Origin of the sequence: Paenibacillus sp. MZ03-122A (genome assembly GCF_024213325.1) — a bacterium.
Taxonomy (GTDB): Bacteria; Bacillota; Bacilli; order Paenibacillales; family Paenibacillaceae; genus Paenibacillus; species Paenibacillus polymyxa_B.
The window spans coordinates 40,499-62,866 of record NZ_JANAVI010000015.1 but is presented as its reverse complement, the minus strand read 5'-3'; the positions used below and the strand labels follow the sequence as shown (position 1 = coordinate 62,866).

Here is a 22,368-nt window from a genome sequence, read left to right as displayed (position 1 = left end):
CAAATCGTTTTCCCATTGAAACCTCCGTATCTTTTTACGATCTCGGTTCGTTTACAAGGAGAAATCAACTGAAAACAGGGAAATTGGGGGTATCAGAATGAGTGTTTATGTTCCTTATGTTGTTGAGCAAACCGCTCAAGGTGAAAGATCGTACGATATCTATTCCAGACTCTTAAAGGATCGTATTGTGTTTGTCGGGGCAGCCATCGATGATCATTTGGCTAACAGTATTATTGCTCAATTATTGTTCCTGGCGGCAGAAGATCCGGAAAAAGAAATTTACATGTATATCAACAGCCCGGGTGGCTCTACTTCCGCAGGATTTGTCATTTATGATACGATGCAGTACATCAAACCCGATGTACACACGATATGTACGGGATTCGCTGCTTCGTTTGGCGCGATCCTGTTGCTAGCGGGCGCCAAAGGGAAACGTTCGGCGTTGCCGAACAGTGAAATCATGATCCATCAGCCGCACGGGGGCGCACAAGGTCAGGCCAGCGATATTGCGATCAGCGCAAAACGAATTTTATGGACTCGTGAAAAGGCAACCCGTATCACAGCTGAACGGACCGGGCAATCTTTTGAAAAAGTCGAAAAAGATATGGACCGGGACTTTTACATGTCCGCTCAGGAGGCACTGGAATATGGTGTTATTGATCAAGTGATAACTTCTTTGTAGAGTATGCTCAAAACCTAATGATCTGCAAGAAACTTCAAGAAATAATACGAGGTGATATCATGTTAGCAAGCTTACAAGGCGAGGAAGTAACTATTCATTTTATAGATGGGACAAATGTATGCGACGGGGTACTGGATCAGATTGACGACAAGTTCGTTAAATACCTTACGCAATATCAGACGCTTGTTATTCCTATTACATCCATTCGCACCGTATCCATTGACATTAAGGAACGGCAACGCCACAGAGTTGGATTCGCCCCTTGAACCTATTTTAGCATGGGGTGGCAATTTCATTTTACGGAGGCCCGATATTTTGAAAATTTCACAGGGAGTAGAAATGCTTCAGCTAGATTTTTATGGGAATATGATTCACCCCATTCTTTTGTGGGATCAAGAAACCGCTGTTTTAATAGACACAGGATTCCCTGGGCAAATGGAAGATTTACGCGAGGCTATGGAAAAGGTAGGTGTGTCGTTTGACAAACTAAAAGTTGTGATTTTGACGCATCAAGATGTGGATCATATAGGTTGTCTTCCTGAGATTTTGCAGGAGTGTGGCCAACATATCAAAGTCTATGCACACGAACTAGATAAGCCGTATATTCAGGGGGATATCCCCCTTTTAAAAGATAGTCACCTTGAGAATCCCCCGAAGGGCAAAGTGGACGATACCTTAATAGATGGTCAGGAACTGCCGTTTTGCGGCAGAATTCGAGTCATCCATACGCCTGGGCATACCCCTGGTCATATCAGCCTTTATTTAATGCAAAGTAAGACTCTTATTGCCGGGGATTCGATGTACAGTGTTAACGGGATTCTCGGGGGAATTCATGTCCCGACCACACCGGATATGGATGCAGCTCATCTCTCATTGAAAAAGTATTTAGATCTCGACATTGCATCCGTAGTTTGTTATCACGGGGGATTAAGTAATGTACATGTGAATGATCAGATATTAGGACTTACCCAAGGATTATAAAGTTAAAGTTCCAGCAAGCTGCCTTTTGGTGAAACGATGTTGTGAACGAGAAGATTATTTAAAATAACACTTTGTTAATTCGCGATTGAACTTTAACAAAGTGTTATTTTGCATTTTACAAAATAGATCTTCATTGTTTATTCCTGCACCCCATACTCCACGCGTGCTAACTTGTATATAGATCAGACTTTAACTGATTAAAAATATATTCTTGCTTTTGATCTAAAAGAAGAATGATGTTAGTATCTTTACCATTTTTCAAAACCCACTGAATAGACGTCATTGAGTTAGCAGCATATAGTTCAGCTAAATACTCCAATGCGATCGAAGTTGAAGAATTCTGTTGCTTTAAATAATCTAAACAAGTCCGAAACAAAATTTGTTCAAATTCTTTACGTAAATCAGCGGATATTTCATGAACGGTTAACAATGTTGAAATTTCGAGCTTATTTTTAATCATATTATCGGTTACAAGTTCTATGGCGTTTGCCACCTTGCCATCTTCCGTGGAATTAAAACGCAGCTCAATTTCAACTTTAAAATCAGAAGCATACTGTTTAACTACTTTTTCTAGTAAGTCGTACTTATCCAAATAATGACTATAAAAGGTAGAACGGCCGATAAGAGATTGATCACAGATTTTTTTGATCGTAATATCTTTAAAATTATGTTGTTGGAGTAATTCTATTAAAGCTTGCTCAATAGCTATTTTTGTTTTATAAATTCTGATATCTTCATTCATTTAACCACTTGCTCCTTATGTGTAAGTTTTCGAACACTTTATATATATCGTGTAAGATATCTTACAGATTATGCGATACTAATTATTTTTTATGTAGTAACTATACTCTATAGTAAGCACATACCCAAATTGAAGGAGGACAGTATATGTTTAAATCCTATGTCAATAACGAACAGTTCAATCTTCAAATTAATCGTTTTATCAATGATTATTATCAAGAAGATGATCGAGCACAAGCTGACTTGGAAAAAATGATTCCGAAATTAAACGACACCCATAGCTGGTATGAAGCTTGGCTCAATTTTGCAAAGAAACGCGAAGACAGCAAGGACTATGATTTAGCCTCAGTCTACTATCAAGCCGCAGAATTTTATCTTGTAACCACAGACCCTAATAAAGGAAAAATGTATCAGAAATATAGAGAAACATTCTATAAATGCTTTCATGATTTTGATTATAAGCCCTACAAGATTCCTTATGAAGATTCCTATCTTCCTGCTGTAAAATTATTGACACCTGAAGCTACGAAGACATTACTTGTCTTTGGTGGGTATGATTCTTACATGGAAGAGATGCTTAAAATGATGAGATTTATGAAGGGAATTGATTACAATATTATTGTATTCGATGGCCCTGGCCAAGGAACTGCTTTAAAAAACGGCCTAAAATTCATTCATTACTGGGAAAAGCCCATATCAACGGTGATTGATTATTTCAAATTAGATCGTGTTAGTCGTAGGTGCTTCTTGGGGAGGATATTTAGCTATGCGTGCAGCAGCCTTCGAAAAGAGAATCGATAAAGTAGTTGCTTTTAACATTTTCTATTGTGGCTTAGATGCCTTAAAAATGGGGATGCCAGAAGAAACGTATCAGAGTATGATACAGCTAGTCGATCATAATGAAGTAGATCAAGTGAATACATTATTCGAACAGATGATGACTCACAATATTGATTTGCATTGGAAGATTACCAAAGGGATGGAAAACACCGGTGAAGTAACGCCTTTTGATCTCATTAAAAATTTCGAAAAGCACACAATGCAAGGCATTGGAGCATTCATTAATCAAGATGTTCTTTTACTAGCTGGAGAAGATGATCAATACGTACCTATTAGCCGACTCGCTCAAATCCAACAAGAATTAATCAATGCTGCGTCCATTACAACCAAAGTATTTACTAAAGAAACGGGCGGTGAGCAACATTGCCAAGCAGGTCACAGAGAGTTAGCATTTAATGAAATGAATAAGTTCCTATAACAAAGATGGATGAATACTAAAAGTATTTCACATAAAAAATTCAGAGCATGGTTAATGCGGATATTTCATAAATATTTAAAAGAATTATGCATAACGAATGGTTTCCCCAAAAGGGGAAACCGCCTTTTTTACGTAAAATTGCTCAAAACATGCCTAGTGTTAATTTCTTAATCTTCCAAACTGTAAATACTTGCCCCCACTTGAACAAGATCAGGAGATGCTAACTTACCAACGCATATTCCAATATTTTTCCTTTCAGCCATTGAAGTTGAAATTTGAACAGAGCTAACGCTTAATATCATTTCATTTTGATTTGCATATCTAATAAGAATTTTATTACCTATCATTTTTTTATTTCTGGGTAGGTTAAATGATCTAATCCTTTGTTTGTTCCTACTATAATTGTACCTTCATCTTTTGACTCAAAAGTTAAACTAACATCCATTATTTTTCCCATTTTAAACGTTGCCCCCTTTATCGTTCCTCAATATAAAGTTCTCCCTTAATATCACGTATATGCAAATCAGCATTTTTTAAACGGGTTATGGTATCTCTTAGTAGTGTAATTCCTACAAGTGATGTTAAATTAGGTTTAAAGACACGCTCTCGTCCAGTAAAAAGATATTGCCTCATCAGATCCGCTAAATTAGCGGCTTTTTTTGTTTTAAAAGTGCTGGCGCGTCAGTCCTTTTTTTATAAAACATCAACATGGTTTCCATATATAGCAAAACCGAGAATGGATGGTATAATGAAGGATGATTTAAAGAAATCTGTAGTGTAGTGAAGGGGTGATTCATATTGATAAATCACGATAATCTTGAAGAGTATCGAGACCCGATTAATTATGATCTTGAATTTGGCGGTGAGACTAATAAATACAATTTCTATCTTGATCTGGCTAGATTGAACCCAGGCGAGGTTCTGGAACTTGCCTGTGGTACAGGATTGACAACCATTCATTTATCAAAATCGGGGATACATATAACAGGTGTTGATATTTCTTCATCGATGCTTGAATATGCGCGGGTTAAAGCTCAAGGTTTGCCTGTGGATTTTATTGAAGCTGATGCTCGTACATTCGATTCCGAAAAGCGTTTTTCCATGATTTATTTGACAGGAAATGCATTCCAGGCATTTTTGAGCGATGAGGATCAACGAGCCTTACTCGAAACCGTCTACAGGCACCTAGAATCAAATGGGATATTTGTTTTTGAAACACGAAACCCCTTGGGAACCGATTTATCCAACCAAGAGGAAAGCATCTGGGGAAATTTTATCGATAAAGATGGAATTAAAGTCAAGATATCTGGGACACAGTCGTATGATTCAAGTAACCAGATCATGCACTGGGTCACGTTCCGTGATTGGGGATTGGAGAAAACAATTTCTCGAATTGCATGTCGCTTTACTGATAATGACACGCTTCAGCGTTTATTATCGAGCCGCGGCTTTTGTATTGAAAATCAATATTCGGACTGGGATAAAACACCGTTCACTCCTTTATCTTCTTCCATCATTAGTGTTTGTCGAAAAAAACATGGAGCCTAAAACGAATAATCCCGGAATGTTCATCCCAAGTGTTTGACGACCGCGCGTAAGATATCCATGTCATTCGCATGTTTTTGAAGGAACAACTGGCTATTTCAGTGATTCCCGGAAAGAAAAATCGCCGAGTCACCCTAAAATATGATCAGGACGTTTACAAAAAAACGGTATTTGGTGGAATGCTTCTTTAATAAAGTAAAGAATTTATCGTCGTCTGGCGACTCACTATGATAAATTGGCGTGTACTTTCAAGTCTTTTTTTGCCTTGGCCACCATTATGGTTTGGCTTGCCTAGAGTTTGAAGACACGCCCTAATTCATAAAAAATTCTATTGTTTTCTGCCAAGAATCTGATTGACCAAAAGAATTTCCTTTTAAAGTACCACCACAAGTAAAAACGCCTCCACCCATTTTTAAGTTCAATGTTTCGCTTAAAGGTATAATAAACGGTATTGGTAATGAGTGACCTAAATCCTTATAGTCTAAAAGATTGTATTTGTATTTATAATTGTTTTTTTTCAAAATACTCATTATTTCTACACATGCCACGTGAGTATTCCAAATATTATCTTGATGACCTGAGATTAGCAATAAATTCGCATTTGCATTCTCTATTTTTATTCGAGCCTCCTCTTTATTTCTTGCCCTTTCCACACTTTTTTTATATGTAGTAGTAAAACCAAAAGGTATATTCTTTTCTAAGCAATGACGCTGATGGTCGTAAAAAATATCATTATCAACGGGTATAAATGGTAATGATCTCCCTTCATATGACCATGATGAAACATTTTTACCACTCATCAAACCATCCAACGCTTGAAAACAATATGCATGGGGTGCAGAAGCCACAACTTTAGAAATGAAATTATATCGCGCTGCCAAAAGTAACGCCAATTCTCCGCCTTTAGATGTACCATGTACATATATTTCATTAGCACGTGTTAATGGATTTTTTTTAAGCCAAGAGAACACCTTTTCAAAATATTCAAGGGGAATTTCCTCTAGTTTTTTAGGCAATCCCTTTTCATTGAAATATCCAACGGTTAAAACATTAAAACCTCTAGATGCCAATGGTCCTGACAAAAGCGAAAGACCACTTCGTTCACCATCAGATCCACCCAATACTACAATCGTTTTATTATTTGAGTTTTCAGAATAAAATAACTCTCCCATAAATTCATCAGTGATCTGTTGTCTTTTCACTTCCGGTAACTTGAACATACGCTCTAGTCTTATACATTCTCGATCTTGTCCATTTTCACATACTATATCAATAAATACACTATCATCTATTGAAATATTAAGAGCGATATTCCCTCCCTCACTATTAATCTTTTGTAAAGAAGTAATAAGCCCCATACTATCTATATAATCATAAGTTCCAGAATCAGGTTTGTGTTTTGATAAATCAACACTGCCATTTGAATCCGCAGTAAACCAAGCAAATGATTGATACTTTTCACTTACTGCCCATGGAAAATGCATGGTTGCAGTTATTTTCGTTTTGCCCTCTGGTGGTAACCCTGTGACACAAAAATCGATTTTTTCATCAATAAGTGCAACTCTTGGTTGTACTTGTAATTTCATCTCGTAGCCTCCAAAAAAAATATAGAACTTGAATGGAAATATTGCCTATTTTCAATTCCATCATTTAAAATGTTTTCTCCGCAAAATAAAACTATCTAAAGCTCGAATTTGTGCTCCTTGAAACCCTTCCAGGTCTTCAAATTTATAATTTACGTCTTCCTCAAAACCAACGTACTCTTCGTTGTGAGTACCATATATTCTTTTCAATAAACTCCATAACACTTCTAATTCTTCAGTTGTGAATTCATTAAAAATATCTGCCATTAGGCATATTGCTTTCTCACCACATTCCAGCATGACTCTTTTCCCTAATTCCGTGATTTCCACGTTAATGGCACGTTTGTCCCGTTTGCTTGGTGTCGTAATCAAGTATCCTTTATTCTCTAAATTGACTACAAGCTTTTGTGCACTTTGTTTGCTTGTTTCTAACTTTCTTGCAATATTAACAAGTGTCGTTTCATCCTCTGGCAAATGAGCTATTGCCAGCATGATCATGTACTGTCGTGATGTTAATTTCTCAAAATAGTTGTCGCCTTGTATTTGCAACTTATTAGTGACGGAAAAAAAAGTAGCGTAAGTTTGTTGCATTATATATAACTCTCTAAGCGCTTTAGAATATTCCATAAATATATCCTTTTATTTTTATTGTCAGCATACTGACTATAATTACAATAACAGCATTTTGTATTATCGTCAACATGGTGACAATAATCATTTGGAAATTTAATACATCAAATAAACAATTGTTATTTTGTATCTGGAATCCCTAGTCGTTATGAACGATCAGCCTGGTCACATCTTTTGCCCTGCAAAAGCTTTGGCAAGTCCTTATCGCAGAAAGATACCACCAGCGTTCGCCCACTCAATATTGCGTAATATCCGTTACCCATTTTTGGTTAGGCTCTTACTCTACACACTCAGCAGCTAAGTAGTTTCTCCTAGAGCGACGTTTTCGGCGAATTTTGGACTTGACTAAACTTTCAAAATGAATTGAATACAAACGCTCTACAGCTTGAATAAGTATTCTATTCATTTGGTTCACCTCCATTAGATATGAAAAAAACTTATTTCTCCTCATGGTTCGAGGTGAAATAAGTTTTGAATTAAGTGCATTCATTCAAACGAACAGGAGGCATTACCATTCGATTTCTTCAAATAAACGGAAAACCATCTTTTTTTCAAATTCATCTAATATCTTAAACCCAGTTATCTCATCTTCTTTTTCTCCAAGTTTTATCATAGTAGCTATTGCTAAGTCTCCTACTTTATAATGACCTATCATCTTATCTTGAGGTTCCCTTTTTGAAGACAATTCACTCAACTTTTTTATAATTCCCTCTGTACGGAGGCCTTCTTTTCCGATATGGGTCAATGCATGATATAAAACTATGGGGTTCTTTTCATCCAGCAAATTTTCTAACTCCTGTATTGAACATTTTCCTTCTTCTATTTTTTTTACTATATTCATTTTATTCTTCCTTTAAACAGATATTAATTAATGTTCCAAACTGTAAATACTTGCCCCCACTTGAACAAGATCAGGAGATGCTAACTTACCAATGCGTATTCCAATATTCTTCTTTTCAGCCATTGAAGTTGAAATTTGAACAGAGCTAACGCTTAATACCATTTCATTTTGATTTGCATATTTAATAAGAATTTTATTACCTATCATTTTTTTATTTCTGGGTAGGTTAAATGATCTAATCCTTTGTTTGTTCCTACTATAATTGTACCTTCATCTTTTGACTCAAAAGTTAAACTAACATCCATTATTTTCCCCATTTTAACGTTGCCCCTTTATCGTTCTTCAATATAAAGTTCTCCAAGAAAAATTCATCAATCTCTTCAAAAGAATTTTGAGTACTAAAGTATAATTCTTTAATTTGGAAATTAGATTGAGAAAGTTCGGTTAGTAGCACTAACATTTTATTTATAATCGAATCATTATAGTTTATAACTTTATTTGGTATAATCACGAAAACACCTCGCAATTTTGTATGAAAAAAGAGATTATAATTTTACATGCTTCTAGAGAACTATTCTCTGTCTTTTTACTTAACCATTCAGCCATATGATTATAAATCTCTTCTTGTGTATGTTTATTTTTCTTCAATTTTAGGTAAAATGTATTTACTTGAGAAGCAATTGTATCAAAGGAATATTGACATTCTTTGTCCAGCATTATAAATTGTTCCTTCACAAAGAAATAGTAGTCCGCTACATCACTTTTAATTCGTCTCTTTGTAAGTCTATTCAGAGTTATATTCGCCTTTTCATCAACTTTCAATGCATCTAAATTTAGAATCTGAGGAGATAATTCATTTTCGTTTTCCACAAGTTTATTTAGTATTATTTTAATTTCTGCCTCAATTTGATAACTATGATAGTCTGCTCTCCTCTCATTTCTTCTAATAATCTCCTTTTTTATGATGAGTAATTTTTTATATTCGTCTATAGTTCGTGGGGAATCAAATTTTTTATGACAATCACGACATAAGGCAATCAAATTGTTCAAATCGTTTACATTTTGAGATAATTTCTCTACGTTTTTTAACAATAAGGATTCTTCTTTTGTTGGATTTAATGGGTAAATATGAGCAGCTTCAAATATCTTCCTCCTAATTCCATCTTTCACATATAGTAAGCTTTTAGAACAGAAAGGGCACATACCTTCTACCTCAGAAAAAAGGATCATATTATCATTTTCATTCATACTTTTTCTATTAGCTTGCATGAGTTCACCTCAAACTAATAAAATGTAATAAGATACAATTAAAGAATTTTCTTCCTTATTTCGACTTTATGTACTTATAGTATCATACAAATGAACTATTGGTCGATGTTACCTGATCTTTTTACCTAATACTTAAGAGCCATTTTCGAAAAAAAATATTACATTAGTCTTCGTAATTGGCTAACTAAGCTAAAAGCTCACTCCAGTAAATTAAGGAGAAAGCTCTGGTTATAATCATTGTATTATAGTTTAGTTATGATCCAATTGTCATTTTATCAGGAAATACTCCCCTTCTTTAATGAAGCATCGAGCCATTTGTTGTGCTGCTCTGTCAAAATAAAAATGTGTTTGAATGATTTGAATCTTGTATAGGCTCAATCTCAGAAAATAACTTAGTATCTTTATTCAATTGGATTTTCTCTCATGAATTCTTTTTTGGACCTTATCTATACACAACCACAGTCTCATCATACTGTTCTTTATAAAGTAAAATAAATGCTTCCATTCTCAAAATCCCCTTTACGTACTCCCCTTAATATTATTGATTGTTAACATAATCTGAATCAGATGTAATTCCCTTAAATAGAATTCATTTACAATATCTTCGATTTCACTAGCAAACTTTCTCATCTATAAAGAAAGCCTTCTGTCTACACGTATTTCCCAAGCCTCGTACTGCACCTCTTGTAATAAAAAAAGTAACTCCTAATGTGAGAGCTACTTTAAAAAACTAAAATGGCATCGCCATTTGTTTCTACGATTCTTGTAAAGATAGTTTATATATTTCACTTACGATTCAATAGTAGTTTTTTCTACGAAGTTTCCATTCTCTTTAATAATCATCCTTGCCAACCTTCGTCCCGCTCTCTTAAAGAAAAATTCGTCAGCATAATTCTCTGAAACTATCGGTGAAATTTGATTTATAACCTCATTTTTTTTGTCATATTCTATTTTCCCCATTACATCTTCACTCGGTCCATAACTATATACAACTCTTTCCTCATCTTCGTAATCTTTTAACATGATTATATATACGGCCATTATTCTCACTCCTCATAAATCTTTTCCCAATTCCATGGTCTTCCAGATTCTATAGTTTTATCATGTGCTGTTCTGTAATTCGTATGGAATATACCTTCAAATCTCGATTCAAAAAGCTCATGATGTAGTAATTGTACATCAGAATCCACATACTTCCCATCCATTAATCTCTCCCACGCTTGTGATAACTCAAAGTCTGGGTCAAATCTCCCGATTCCATGATCTTTAATGTGGGTATCGTTAAAAACATGGTCTTTGATTCTTTGAATTCTATTTTCTGAAAAACCAGTATTTTTAGAAATGGCTTCCACGTCTTGATTTCCTAAATTCCTAAATTTTTCATACAACTCTTCTGCAATAGCTTCTTCTCTAAAAAATTGCTCTGGAGAAATATTACGAGCACCAGTTTCAGCATAATTAAAATCGTCTGATTTTATATTAGAAGAGCGCTGTTCGCTTTCTTTTAAAATATTGGCTTTACTCTGAGTCGATTCAAACTTTACAGACCCTTCCAAAATATTTTTAGGCTTAATCAGCGCTTTGGTTGTCGTAGAACCTATCATCAAACCAGCTGTACCAATCAAATTTGCCATATGTTCTTTTGACCATGCATTTGTGGGATTAAATGCTCCCTGAATCATGCCCGATACTCCAAATGTACCGAAATTGAGCATGTCATTCCATGAATCGTTTTGTTTAGCTGCCCGTTCCATGTACCCTTGATACATTCCCTTCGGAATGCCGTACGACATATAATCCAGGAAGCTCCACACTGAATCAAATTTTTTCTCATATCGTTCTGAATTAGCTGCTACAAAATCCTGCCCAAGCTCCGTTAAGCTATCCGCCGATTTCTGGAGCGCATTTCGTGTATCTGCAACAGGAACTGTGCAAGTATTCGGTGGAGGTGGCAAGCAACCTGGGTCTAGATTCCCATCCTCCATCATATCTGTTAATCTAAACTTATTTGCATGCTGCCGTAGTTCTCTAGCAATCGAATCTGTTAGTGTAACAAAGTCAGCCATATTCTTCTGAGATGTTTGGAATCTATAATAGAATTGCTCCTTTGTTATCCCCTCCCAAAATCGTTCCATAAACGAAATTTGCTGCGATAACTGACTATTCATTTGCATCGCCGTTTGCTGCGCAAGCTCAAATTTCTTAGAGACAGTTATAAGTTGTTCAGGTGTCACTTTAATTGTTGTCATAATTTACCTCGGTTGAGTTCATTAAGACATAATAACATTATTCAAATTTTTGGAAAACCGACTTTATTACTAATTGTTATATGAATTAGAAGACTTAATCCCTACGACCTCTGACTTATATATTATTAAACGTTGGTGCCCCTTAATCACAATGTAAAGCCTTTTAACTATACATTTTTTTAACTTTAAAGTACTAGGATCTATCTTAATTTAAATAATTTTTCTATCAAATATTTCAACCATCGTCAAAGCACCAGCTTTGTATCCAGAAATATAATCTGAGGCGGATAATATAGAAAACAAAACATCATTTAAATCGGATAGTTCTTCAATTAATTCGTAATCTTGTTCCGACAGTCTTGCTTTTAGTGCTTTCATAGAAGCGGATATTTTCTGATGGACTAGTTCAAGCTCAGGGTTTTTAGGTTTGGTTCGTTCGCTTGGGTACCATTTTCCGTAATATAAATCCTCTAAGATACTCATATTCATCTTCTCCTTCATGATATAGATAAGGTTTTGAGTTCGAATACAGAGTGCATTTTGTTCCTCAAAACAAGGATATCTCAGAAAAAAATCAATACTGATTTTTAGCGAATATTTCACTAAGGTAATTGAGGACTAATGCCGAGTATCTGAAATGTGATCAGAGGATTTACACCCATTATGAACGCAGTGAAAAAGAATCACGTCCACATCGAGGATAATACTGTATGGGTGGCCGGATTCGGTCCGGTTGCCTGAGTAAGTGCTGGACGAAGTCAGCCCTTCTTGGAAAATAAGCAGGACTTCATATCTTCTACTCATTAACGTTAGAAGTCATAACAAGCTAATTTTTTCCAAAAAGCCTCACTAATTACCAAATTACTGTGGAGGGAACGAATGCTTTTTGCCACCCCAAGCCACGAGAAGCGCAAGGAATAAGAGTATGAATAATGCCCATGAAAATGATCCCGCACCAAAAGTTTCAAGTAAAACACCCCCAGCCATCCCGCCGCCAGCGATAGCCAGATTCCATACGGTCGTGTTAATCGGCATCACCATATCCACTTTGCTCTCCCCTGCAGCCTGAGCAAGCGCCGTTTGCAATAGCGTTGCTGCGCCGCCGAAAGTTAAACCCCATACCGTAACAATGATATAGATGATAAGGACATTGGAGTTGCTAAAGCTCATGGCAATAGAAATTAAGACGAAGGAAATAAGACTAATAAGGACAAGCTTACGCAGCCAACGGTCGATGAATACGCCAGTTATCCATATACCTACAAGAGCAGCAATGCCAAAGAAAGCCAGCGCCAGACCCACTCTCTCCCCTATCCCATTGGCCGCAAGAAATGGAGCAATATAAGTGTAAAGAATATTATGTGCTGTCATCCAGGTCAGTACAACCAATAGTATGGGCCGAATCCCCGGTGTAAGGAAGACTGCATAGATCGAAGCTTGCTTATCGGAGGACTGTCCCGGATAGTCCGGCACCTTCCAAAGCACCCACGCGATCAGTATAACAGTCAGTAGCGACATGATTCCAAAAACAGAACGCCACCCCATAAGATTCCCCAGAAACGTTCCCGCCGGGACACCAATAGCCAAGGCGATGGGCGTTCCAACCATGGCAACCGCCATCCCCCTCCCCTTCAATGTAGCAGAGACCATGCGGAGAGCGTAACCGCCGATCATACCCCATAGAACTCCAGCCGAAACTCCTGCCAGCAGACGGGCAGCCAGCGTCAGTATGTAGCTGGAGGAAATTGCGGTGACACTGTTAAAAACCAGGAACCCGCAGATAGCCAGAAGTAACAGCGGACGCCTCCGCCATTGGCGGGTAACTATAGCTACAGGGATGGCAGCCACTAAAGAACCGATGGACAGTGACCAGTTGACCAGCCATTGCCTCTGAAATATAAAGTCCCTTGCTTATTTGCGGAAGCAAACCAGCCGGAATCGTTTCCGTCATAATACAGATGAATCCTGTCATAGCCAAAGCGAGCAGGCCAAGCCAGGGAAAGGACCTAGAGGAAGCGGAAGACGCGATTTTTGCAGTAGTAGAAGAATTATTGCTGGACATTAGCGCAGCTCCTTAAAATCGATTTCAAAACAAGTTCAAGCGAAAAATCAAGCACATATACCAATGATTTGCCCTCCTTTTATTTTATTTATGGATCAATCATTCCATATTTTAAAGATGCCTCTCGGTCTTGTCAATTACTTTTGGATCGATTAGTATATAAGTACAAGATAAAAGGAGGCGACTCCATGGTTAGAACCGGAAGACCACGTAAATTCAGTCGCGACGAAGCGATCTCCCAAGCTATGATGTTGTTTTGGGAGCATGGATTTGAATCAACCTCTTTGGCTCAGCTCAAAAAGGCGATGGGCGGCATCTCCTCAGCCAGCTTTTATGCAGCTTTTGAATCAAAAGACGCATTATTCAAAGAAGCGCTGGACCAGTATTTGGCTACATACGGACAAGTATCGACAAGCCTTACAAACTATTCACTTTCATCACGCACAGCTATTGAATTAGCCTTAAGAAGTTCAGCAATCATGCAGACTGAGCAGACCCATCCCTTGGGTTGTTTAGTCATATTCTCTGCAAATACTTGTTCGCCGGAAAACACTCATATTCGAGAACTATTGACCAGGCAAAGAACAGTGACTAGGAACAAGTTCCATGCTCGTATTGAGCGAGCTACCAAGAACGGAGAACTTCAAGAATCCACAAATGTTAGCATGTTAACCACACTATTCGTTACCTTCCTGGAAGGTATATCTACAGAAGCCAGAGATGGTGTGTCCCTAGACAACATTGATGCAGCCATAACTAAATTGATGGAGCTTTGGGATGCTTGTGCCTGAGATTGGCTGAGTTTTCATAACCAATAAGGACATGCCAATAGAAAAAGGCAATCTCCGAAAGAGGAGATTGCCTTTTTAATTAGGAAGATTCTATTTCTAAAAAACAGCTTTAATCAACATCCTACACATCAGCTGACCTAATTGAGTATTGAAGTGTGATTTGAAATAGAATCGATTATTAAATCCCAATCGTCGTAGTGAAGTTCATGCCCAGCACCTTCCAATGTCAGTAAAACTGCACCTGGAATTTCGTTAGCAAGATTTATTCCGTGTTCATAAGGGATAATCGGATCTTCAGTACCGTGAATCACCAGAGCAGGGACGGTTATTTCCCCTGTCCTAGCCAGATAGGATTCTCCACCTGACAGCATTGCGTGATTGTTCATGCTGGCTATATTGTTGCTTCTTTTCCATTCTTCTTTTACTAATTTATAAACTTTTTTCTCATCGAAAGCGTGTTTTGAACCTACTAGAATTCTTGATCTACCTATCACAAAATCGACCACCGATTGTTCGTTCGTCCAGTTTATTGCTCCCATATTCGAGAAATAGTCCATAACCTTTTCCTCCATCGGTGGAAGATCGGGAGCAAAATTGGACGTTGATACGAGGGTAACGGTTAGAACTCTGCCTGGATGTCGCAGAGCTATCATTTGAGTCAGCATGCCGCCCATGGACATGCCCACAATATGCGCTTGCTCAATCTTATACGCATCCAATACTCGAATAGCATCATCTGCCATGTCTTCGAAAGTATAGTCCGGTTGCCCAGGTTCATAGGTTGTAGAACGTCCAACATCTCGGTTATCATAGCGAACGACAAAGCGACCTGTCTCTGCTAAACGCTGGCAGAATTCTTCCTCCCACCAGACCAGTGATGATTGAGCCCCCATAATCAGTAATATTGCCGGGTTAACTTGCTTTCCGAAACTGTCAGTACAAATTACTATTCCATCGCTTTTTATGAGTTGTTCGTTCATGTAGAATTCCTCCCCTCAATGATATATAAAACAAAAAAACACAGAATATTAGTCTATGTTTACAGTAATCGAAAAATAATTTAGAAATGAACCCAATATAAACGGATTCTATGCCCTCTCCTCAATTAAAATAACAGATGTAATACTCATGAGAAAAACTCCCTTAACGTATTCTCATGAAATAATACATCTTAAGATAATGGCATATAGTATATTATTGCAGGTATTGTCCCCTCGTAGTCACCCTTCTACTAGTCTTGACTAGACCTAGCAATTACTTAGCCCGAATCCTCCACCGTTGAAGATGTCATGGACCTTACGACAACAAACACAATTATGGATGATTGTGGTATTATTTTGGATTATTGTTAATACTACGTATCTGAGGAGGGTGAAAATGAAGTTACAGACCAAATTTTCAAGACAATTATGCCGGAATATCGATCTCATTTGTGACTTCATGGGAAACAGTTCGGATTTTATTGTTCGTGAAATCACAGCTGGCCATAAACACGCCGCACTTTTTTATTTGGACGGAATGACTGACATGCAAAAGGTACAGGACAATGTGATCCGTCCGTTGCATGATCGTGTCTCCTCTGACGAGATCACTTTACCGTTATTGAAAAACGCAATTTTGGACATTGGTGAAGCAAGCTTTGCTCAAAACTTTGATGATGCTTTGGAACAGATCCTCTCAGGTGGTCTTCTCCTACTCCAGGACGATATGGATGAAGGATTGATCATTTCTTTGCCTGGATGGGAAGAACGCAGCATTACAGATTCGAAGACACAGCCTGTGGTCAGAGGTCCGCAAGAGTCGTTTACAGAAACTTTACGTACGAATACGACTATGGTTCGTCGAAGGGTGAAGGATACAAGAGTACGTCTAACTACCATAAAAGTTGGCGAAAAAACCAAGACCGATATATCGGTCATGTATTTGCATGGGGTCGCTGACCCAAAAAAGGTGCAGGACATGATATCCAAGTTAAAGAACATGCATGTAGAAGGTGTGCTTGAAAGCGAATATTTGGAAGAATGTCTCCAAGAAAATAAACAACTCACGATATTTCCGATCTTTTATAATTCTGATCGCCCAGACTCTATTGCAGCAGGAATTATGGAGGGGAAAATTGCGATATTTGTGGATGGATCTCCCTTCGCCATCCTTGCACCTGCGGTGTTTGTAGACTTTCTTCAATCCGCAGAAGATTATTATCAATCCTTTATTTACAGTAGTATCATTCGAATATTAAGGTACATATGCCTGGCAATCTGTATGTTGGCTCCGGCCATTTATGTCGCATTAACGACATTTCATCAGGATATGATTCCAACAGTTTTGTTATTAAGCTTATCCGCGCAACGTGAAGGAGTTCCGTTTCCAGCATTTATTGAGGCGATGATCATGGAAGTGGTTTTTGAAATTCTGAGGGAGGCAGGTCTTCGTATGCCACGGACGGTCGGTCAAGCCGTTTCTATTGTCGGGTCAATAGTGATCGGCCAGGCTGCTGTAGAAGCAAACATCGTTTCGGCTGTTATGGTCATTGTTGTTGCAATAACTGCCATTTCGAGCTTTGTCATTCCCTCGTACACCTTTGCCATTCCAATCCGGATATTACGTTTCGCTTTCATAGGCATAGCCGCTATGTTTGGTGTGTACGGATTGACTGTTGGTATTCTCATGCTCTTTGTGCATCTCAATGGGCTTCATTCATTCGGTGTACCGTATTTAAGTCCCTTTGCCAATTACAAATCGTCTGAGCAGAGGGACGCCATATTGCGTTTTCCATATAGAATTAACAAAAAACATCGCAAAAACTAAAGGAGTAGACCATCATGAACTCGTATCGATCCACCATTTTATTACTGATTATGTCCATCTGGCTAATGGTGTTTCTTACGGGTTGCTGGAACAGTAAGGAATTGAGCGCAATTTCCGTCGTGATGGCTCTGGGCATTGATGCAGTTGATGACCAATATGAAGTCAGTTTACAAGTGGTTGACCCATCGAAAATGTCTCAGAATTCCCCCATGGAACGGACGCCAACGATCGTTTTTTCCAAACGCGCCGATACCATATTTGAAGCTATTCGAAAATTAACAACGGAATCGTCCCGAAAAATGTATATGTCTCACTTAAAGTTTGTCATTTTTGATGAAAAAACGGCAAAAAAAGGAATCAAGGAGCCGCTGGACTTTCTGTTCCGTGATCATGAAGTTCGGCCTGATTTCTATTTGGCCGTTGTCAGAGGAAGCTCGGCAAAGGAGGCCGTTACTTTTGTAACTCCAACCGAGGTCTTGCCTGCAATGGATATGTATAAGGCATTAAGGCTTTCTGAAAAAGCATGGGCTCCAACTTCCGCGGTCAATGTGAAAGATATTTTACAGAGTTTCACAGAGGATGGCATTGAACCGGTTCTCACCGGTATTCGACTGACAAACCTAGAAAAAGGTCTAACTATTGATAATGTGACAAAGTCGCCCCAACATGTTAAATACTTTTTTACTGGAATTGGTGTTTTCAAGGGCGACCGACTTATCAATTGGATGGATGATTCACAAAGTAAAGCCTTTACCTATATATCCAATCGTGTTTCCAGCACCGTAGCTTCCATCGATTGTCCGAATTCCAAAGGAAAATTTGTTGTTGAAGTAATCCGTTCCAAAGTAAAGATGCGTCCAAAAATAATAGATCATGAGCCGCACATTTCTTTTATTGTGGATACAGAATCCAATATCGGAACGGTCTCGTGCAATGCCAACCTTAAGAATGAAGAGACATTTAGAGATCTTCAAGAATCAGCTAAAGAGCATCTGGAACAATCTTTGAAGGAGGGCATTTCGTACGCACAACAAATCGGTTCCGATATATTCGGGTTTGGAGAAGCTTTTCACCGCAAGTTCCCACGTGAATGGCATAAATGGAAAGAGGATTGGCCACAAAAATTTCAAACGCTTAAAGTCGATATTCAGCTCAATTATCGTTTAGTCCGGTTCGGAGACATTACCAGTCCAATCGATATGGGAATACACAATCAGGAGTGAATGCAATGCTTTATGTGATTCTCGTAACTTCCATTTTAACATCTTTGTATGAGTTTAAAAAATTCAAGGAGAAACAATATGTGCGTGAAATTGTATTCAGCTCGATATTGTTGATTATAGGCGTTATATTGATTATCCTACGGATCGCCAACATTAAACTGCCGACTCCACTGAAGGGCATTCAAATCCTATTTCAACCAATAAGTCGGTTACTTACAGAAATGTTATCTTAAGGGGGGGATTGGAATGAACTCCAATTTGACGGTTCGACAAGCTATTTTGTGGTTTGCATTGTATCAAATAGGAAGCGCATATCTGGTGCTCCCAGCGGTAATTACCGCTGTCGCAAAACAAGATGCCTGGCTCTCCATCCCAGTCTCCTTAGGTTTCCATCTGTTATTGATACCTTTATATGCCTCCATCGCTAGGCAAATGCAGGGGAAATCTTTCGTAGAGCATCTCCGTTGCCTCTTCGGTCCCTTGGGCGGGACGATCAGCATCGTTTTCATTTTTTTCTTTCCCTTTCTTGTGTTCATTATGACACTTCGAAATCTGGGCGACTTTATCACGATAGCTATTATGCCGGAAACTCCCTCCGACGCGATATATTTCATCATGCTTATAGTCATTTATTTTGCCGTTCGATCAGGCCCTGCTGTAATTGGCCGTTGTGCGGAAATCCTATTTTTTTTCCTTCTGGTTCTGTATCTGTTGGTCAGGGTTACCCTTCTTTCTGATACCACCATAGATAATGTGCTCCCTATTTTAGAGTATGGTTTGAACCCTATCGTTCTCGCTTCGTTCAATTTGTTTGCCTTTCCCTACCTTGAGGCAATTCTGTATCTTTTTTTTGCACAGCACATCCCCGATCCAAAAAAGTGGAGAAAGACAGTGATAACTTGTGCTTTGATTAGCGGCGGCATGTATTTTTTCATGGTTCTACAAATAATCGCCGTGATGAGTGAAGGTGTTGTATCTAATTTGACATTTCCTACTTTTTTTATTAACCGAACAATCAGTAACGGAGAGTTTTTTCAACGGTTTGAAATTTTCGTTGCAGTGTTCTGGTTTGTCACCATTTTTTTCCGACTCGCACTGCTTTTATATGTTTCAGCGCAAGGGCTTGCAGATGCTTTTCGTCTTCGAAGCGCTAACTCTCTCTTAGTTCCTCTGATCCTAATCGCATTGGCAATGGTTCATTCTATTTGGCCAAATATGCAATTTTTAATCAAGTTTTTTTCAGTATGGCCTTTTTATGCCATGATTTTCGGTATCGTGTTTCCTATTGTGCTATGGCTGGTGGGTAAGGTATCGTTGAAATTACGGAAAAAGTATCACTAAAGTTGCGTTGGCTGTATGAACATACTGTTCTCAAATAAACTTTTGTTGTACTCATTATTGCAATTTAGCAAGAAGTAGCTCCAGTTCCGCCTTCTCAAGATGTCTCCATTGTCCACGCTCCAGATGATCCAAGGTAATATCCATAATTCGAACACGTTCCAGCTTTAGCACCCTATACCCCAAGGCCTTGCACATTCTGCGAATTTGCAAGTTCAGACCCTGCGTCAAAATAATGCGGAACTCGTATTCGCTCGTACGATCAACCTTGCACGGTTTGGTAATGACGTTCAATATTTCAACGCCACAAGACATGGCCTGCGTAAACTCGTTTGTAACAGGTTGGTCTACAGTCACTACATACTCCTTCTCATGACCATGTTCGGAACGCATCATTTGATTGACAATGCTTCCGTCGTTCGTTAATAGAATGAGTCCCTCTGACGCTTTATCCAGCCTGCCGATGGCAAAAATCCGCGAAGGATAATTGACATAACTAATAATATTGCCAGCCACTTGCTCCGCTGCGGTACAAACAATGCCTATGGGCTTATTCAGAGCCAAATATACAGGTTCACTGGAATTAAGCGGAATAGCTTCCCCATCAATCAGCACGATATCCTGTGGCTCTACTTCTGCGCCCGCTTCACAAACATTTCCATTAATCGTAATTCGTCCTGCTGCAATCAGCCTGTTGGTTTCCCGACGTGAGCAAAATCCTGTCTCACTGATGTACTTGTTAATTCTCACGATTCACCTGCTTCTGATTATAATATGCGAGTTTAAGTAAAATAATTAAAAAAACACCTGATTGTTCTTGCTTAATCAGATGTTCGACGTTTACGACAACTTATACTTTCCCGGCTTATTTGCTACTGTTGCCGCCGCTTTTATTCCTTGTTGGTTTGGCAGTGCCGCCTTTTGTGCCACCTGCGGCTTTGCTTCCCGGTGCGCTTGTAGAAGCGCTTTTTGTCCTTACTGGCTTCGCAGTTTTGTTCCAGCGTGTCCAGCCCTTACTACCTGTACCTCTGCCGGTCCCGCCGCCCTTGCTTTTTCCACCCATATGATCACTCCATTACTAGTCGTTCAGATTTAACTAAGCTATCATACCATTACTTTGATCATAATGCCCATTTCTTTTAAAAATTGAACATGTTAAGCCGCAAATACTTTCGCAAAACGGATCTTGTTGTATTTTTGTTTGTTTGCAAGTAAATAATGATTCTTGAAGGAGTGAAACACATGTCTGTTGATGTTTATCTTAACTTTAATGGAAATTGTCGTGAAGCAGCGGAGTTTTACGCAGAGGCATTTGGGACTGAGAAACCACAAATCATGACGTTCGGTGAAGCACCACCCAATCCCGATTATCCTCTCCCTGAAGAAGCCAAAAATTTGGTCATGCATACGCGCCTTCAAATTGATGGTAGTAATGTCATGTTCTCAGACGTTTTTCCTGGTATGCCTTTCGTAGCCGGAAACAACATCAGCCTCGCCATCGTCAATAAGGACGAAGAGAAAATTCGATCGTACTTTCATAAGTTAAAAGAAGGAGGAACCGTAAGCATGGAACTTCAAGAAACATTTTGGAGTAAATGTTACGGTAGCCTTAAAGATAAGTTCGGAATTGAATGGCAGTTAAGCTATGATAACGGAATGACCGACAGTTAGTCTGTTATATTAACCTACGACAGTTAAGCCCTCACAAGCTATTCTGACTGAATGCTTTGTGAGGGCTTAATATTAGCTTGAAGTTACTCTATACAGCAGCCTTAGAATTCTTCCAAGACCTTGAATTTGTCTCCATGAATCTTATCCAAGTGATCCTCTCCCCAGTAGCATAAATGGTCTAGCGCGGGTTTTAATCCCCAGCCGTAGTCCGTTAACTCATACTCCACTTTAGGGGGGACTTCATTATAAACCTTTCGTGTAACGATCTCATCCTTTTCTAGGCCTCTGAGCTGAGTAGTCAGCATTTTTTGTGTAATGCCGGGTATTAACCGACGAAACTCAGATGTTCGTTTCCGTCCTGTCATCAGATGGTAGATAATCAAAGGCTTCCATTTCCCTCCCATCACCTCTAAAGCCGCTTCCACTCCAACTTGATACTTCTTTTGAACCCTATTTTTTATCTGTTCAGTCATTTCTTAATCCTCCTTTAGAAGGCTTCGTTTGCTCAGAACAACCATCACTTCAATTCATTACTCAGATCAGTTACTAGGGAATCTACCTAGGGCACTTCCATGTTCCTATGGCACCTGTATCATCCTATAGAACTTAAAAGTGCGTACTTCCAGATTATTCTCCTACTGTATATAATAGCATCAAGCATTGAGCATTCCTAGAAGTAAACTATTGAGAAAGGTA

Annotated in this window: 25 protein-coding genes and 1 pseudogene; 11 read left to right on the top strand and 15 right to left on the bottom strand. The window is 38.5% G+C overall.

Annotation, left to right across the window (positions count from 1 at the left end):
* Positions 1-97: 97 nt before the first annotated feature.
* The 3 genes from clpP to NLX74_RS22185 are packed head-to-tail and all read left to right on the top strand — an operon-like array spanning position 98 to position 1,663.
* A complete protein-coding gene (gene clpP / locus NLX74_RS22195) occupies positions 98-682 on the top strand; it encodes an ATP-dependent Clp endopeptidase proteolytic subunit ClpP (RefSeq protein ID WP_254330232.1) in 585 nt (194 codons plus the stop codon).
* A 59-nt stretch (positions 683-741) separates the two neighbouring features.
* Positions 742-948 (top strand): hypothetical protein, encoded by a 207-nt coding sequence (locus NLX74_RS22190; RefSeq protein ID WP_254330230.1) that lies wholly within the window; start codon positions 742-744, stop codon positions 946-948.
* Between the two features lie 49 nt (positions 949-997).
* On the top strand, positions 998-1,663 hold the full coding sequence (locus tag NLX74_RS22185; RefSeq protein WP_254330229.1) for an MBL fold metallo-hydrolase: 666 nt from the start codon (positions 998-1,000) through the stop codon (positions 1,661-1,663).
* Positions 1,664-1,829: 166 nt separating this feature from the next.
* On the opposite strand, the gene NLX74_RS22180 is transcribed toward NLX74_RS22185, so the two are convergent.
* Positions 1,830-2,405, bottom strand: a complete 576-nt coding sequence (locus NLX74_RS22180) for a TetR/AcrR family transcriptional regulator (protein ID WP_254330226.1) — start codon at positions 2,403-2,405, stop codon at positions 1,830-1,832.
* Positions 2,406-2,551: 146 nt separating this feature from the next.
* Here NLX74_RS22180 and NLX74_RS22175 point away from each other — a divergent pair.
* Positions 2,552-3,662 (top strand): annotated as a pseudogene (locus NLX74_RS22175) (alpha/beta fold hydrolase).
* Positions 3,663-4,460: 798 nt separating this feature from the next.
* Positions 4,461-5,210: a class I SAM-dependent DNA methyltransferase gene (locus NLX74_RS22170; RefSeq protein WP_254330224.1), complete on the top strand. Its 750-nt coding sequence runs from the start codon at positions 4,461-4,463 to the stop codon at positions 5,208-5,210.
* Between the two features lie 308 nt (positions 5,211-5,518).
* On the opposite strand, the gene NLX74_RS22165 is transcribed toward NLX74_RS22170, so the two are convergent.
* The 10 genes from NLX74_RS22165 to NLX74_RS25900 all read right to left on the bottom strand — a co-directional run bounded on the left by NLX74_RS22165 (position 5,519) and on the right by NLX74_RS25900 (position 13,841).
* Positions 5,519-6,793 carry an acyl-CoA thioesterase/bile acid-CoA:amino acid N-acyltransferase family protein gene (locus NLX74_RS22165; RefSeq protein ID WP_254330222.1) on the bottom strand — a complete coding sequence of 425 codons (1,275 nt, stop codon included), beginning with the start codon at positions 6,791-6,793 and terminating at the stop codon, positions 5,519-5,521.
* Positions 6,794-6,853: 60 nt separating this feature from the next.
* Positions 6,854-7,417, bottom strand: coding sequence for a MarR family winged helix-turn-helix transcriptional regulator (locus NLX74_RS22160; RefSeq protein WP_061830185.1), 564 nt, complete (start codon positions 7,415-7,417; stop codon positions 6,854-6,856).
* A gap of 511 nt (positions 7,418-7,928) precedes the next feature.
* Positions 7,929-8,261 (bottom strand): hypothetical protein, encoded by a 333-nt coding sequence (locus NLX74_RS22155; protein WP_061830184.1) that lies wholly within the window; start codon positions 8,259-8,261, stop codon positions 7,929-7,931.
* A gap of 304 nt (positions 8,262-8,565) precedes the next feature.
* Entirely contained in the window at positions 8,566-8,772 is a 207-nt protein-coding gene (locus NLX74_RS25905; protein WP_367997056.1) for an ABC-three component system middle component 7, read from the bottom strand.
* Positions 8,769-9,530: an ABC-three component system protein gene (locus tag NLX74_RS22150; protein WP_254330220.1), complete on the bottom strand. Its 762-nt coding sequence runs from the start codon at positions 9,528-9,530 to the stop codon at positions 8,769-8,771. Before NLX74_RS22150 ends, NLX74_RS25905 begins: the two co-directional genes overlap by 4 nt.
* A 789-nt stretch (positions 9,531-10,319) precedes the next feature.
* The gene (locus tag NLX74_RS22145) at positions 10,320-10,571 is read right to left on the bottom strand and encodes a hypothetical protein (protein WP_250261422.1); all 252 of its coding nucleotides are present in this window, start codon (positions 10,569-10,571) and stop codon (positions 10,320-10,322) included.
* 5 nt (positions 10,572-10,576) lie between these two features.
* Positions 10,577-11,779 carry a WXG100 family type VII secretion target gene (locus tag NLX74_RS22140; protein WP_254330218.1) on the bottom strand — a complete coding sequence of 401 codons (1,203 nt, stop codon included), beginning with the start codon at positions 11,777-11,779 and terminating at the stop codon, positions 10,577-10,579.
* 210 nt (positions 11,780-11,989) lie between these two features.
* Complete coding sequence (locus NLX74_RS22135) at positions 11,990-12,262, bottom strand: DUF6809 family protein (RefSeq protein ID WP_069291877.1); 273 nt, start codon at positions 12,260-12,262, stop codon at positions 11,990-11,992.
* A 378-nt stretch (positions 12,263-12,640) separates the two neighbouring features.
* Positions 12,641-13,627: an MFS transporter gene (locus tag NLX74_RS22130; protein ID WP_367997055.1), complete on the bottom strand. Its 987-nt coding sequence runs from the start codon at positions 13,625-13,627 to the stop codon at positions 12,641-12,643.
* Complete coding sequence (locus NLX74_RS25900) at positions 13,539-13,841, bottom strand: hypothetical protein (protein WP_367997054.1); 303 nt, start codon at positions 13,839-13,841, stop codon at positions 13,539-13,541. The genes NLX74_RS22130 and NLX74_RS25900 overlap by 89 nt, the downstream gene beginning before the upstream one ends.
* A 188-nt stretch (positions 13,842-14,029) precedes the next feature.
* Here NLX74_RS25900 and NLX74_RS22125 point away from each other — a divergent pair, with 188 nt between their 5' ends.
* On the top strand, positions 14,030-14,632 hold the full coding sequence (locus tag NLX74_RS22125) for a TetR/AcrR family transcriptional regulator (RefSeq protein WP_254330217.1): 603 nt from the start codon (positions 14,030-14,032) through the stop codon (positions 14,630-14,632).
* 137 nt (positions 14,633-14,769) lie between these two features.
* Here the strand turns inward: NLX74_RS22125 and mle are convergent, their stop codons facing one another.
* A complete protein-coding gene (gene mle / locus NLX74_RS22120; RefSeq protein WP_254330215.1) occupies positions 14,770-15,612 on the bottom strand; it encodes an alpha/beta fold macrolide esterase in 843 nt (280 codons plus the stop codon).
* A 397-nt stretch (positions 15,613-16,009) separates the two neighbouring features.
* Between mle and NLX74_RS22115 the strand changes: the two genes are divergently transcribed.
* Genes NLX74_RS22115 through NLX74_RS22100 form a run of 4 tightly spaced genes read left to right on the top strand, consistent with a single transcriptional unit; the run spans position 16,010 to position 20,004 of the window.
* Complete coding sequence (locus NLX74_RS22115) at positions 16,010-17,440, top strand: spore germination protein (protein ID WP_254330214.1); 1,431 nt, start codon at positions 16,010-16,012, stop codon at positions 17,438-17,440.
* A 14-nt stretch (positions 17,441-17,454) separates the two neighbouring features.
* A complete protein-coding gene (locus NLX74_RS22110) occupies positions 17,455-18,663 on the top strand; it encodes a Ger(x)C family spore germination protein (RefSeq protein WP_254330212.1) in 1,209 nt (402 codons plus the stop codon).
* Between the two features lie 5 nt (positions 18,664-18,668).
* On the top strand, positions 18,669-18,896 hold the full coding sequence (locus NLX74_RS22105) for a hypothetical protein (RefSeq protein WP_254330210.1): 228 nt from the start codon (positions 18,669-18,671) through the stop codon (positions 18,894-18,896).
* A gap of 13 nt (positions 18,897-18,909) precedes the next feature.
* Positions 18,910-20,004 (top strand): GerAB/ArcD/ProY family transporter, encoded by a 1,095-nt coding sequence (locus NLX74_RS22100; RefSeq protein WP_254330208.1) that lies wholly within the window; start codon positions 18,910-18,912, stop codon positions 20,002-20,004.
* Between the two features lie 54 nt (positions 20,005-20,058).
* Here the strand turns inward: NLX74_RS22100 and NLX74_RS22095 are convergent, their stop codons facing one another.
* Complete coding sequence (locus NLX74_RS22095) at positions 20,059-20,751, bottom strand: pseudouridine synthase (protein ID WP_254330207.1); 693 nt, start codon at positions 20,749-20,751, stop codon at positions 20,059-20,061.
* 115 nt (positions 20,752-20,866) lie between these two features.
* The gene (locus tag NLX74_RS22090; protein ID WP_013310240.1) at positions 20,867-21,064 is read right to left on the bottom strand and encodes a DUF3934 family protein; all 198 of its coding nucleotides are present in this window, start codon (positions 21,062-21,064) and stop codon (positions 20,867-20,869) included.
* A gap of 179 nt (positions 21,065-21,243) precedes the next feature.
* Between NLX74_RS22090 and NLX74_RS22085 the strand changes: the two genes are divergently transcribed.
* Positions 21,244-21,672: a VOC family protein gene (locus NLX74_RS22085; protein WP_061830173.1), complete on the top strand. Its 429-nt coding sequence runs from the start codon at positions 21,244-21,246 to the stop codon at positions 21,670-21,672.
* Positions 21,673-21,773: 101 nt separating this feature from the next.
* Here the strand turns inward: NLX74_RS22085 and NLX74_RS22080 are convergent, their stop codons facing one another.
* A complete protein-coding gene (locus tag NLX74_RS22080; protein ID WP_061830172.1) occupies positions 21,774-22,145 on the bottom strand; it encodes a winged helix-turn-helix transcriptional regulator in 372 nt (123 codons plus the stop codon).
* Positions 22,146-22,368 lie beyond the last annotated feature (223 nt).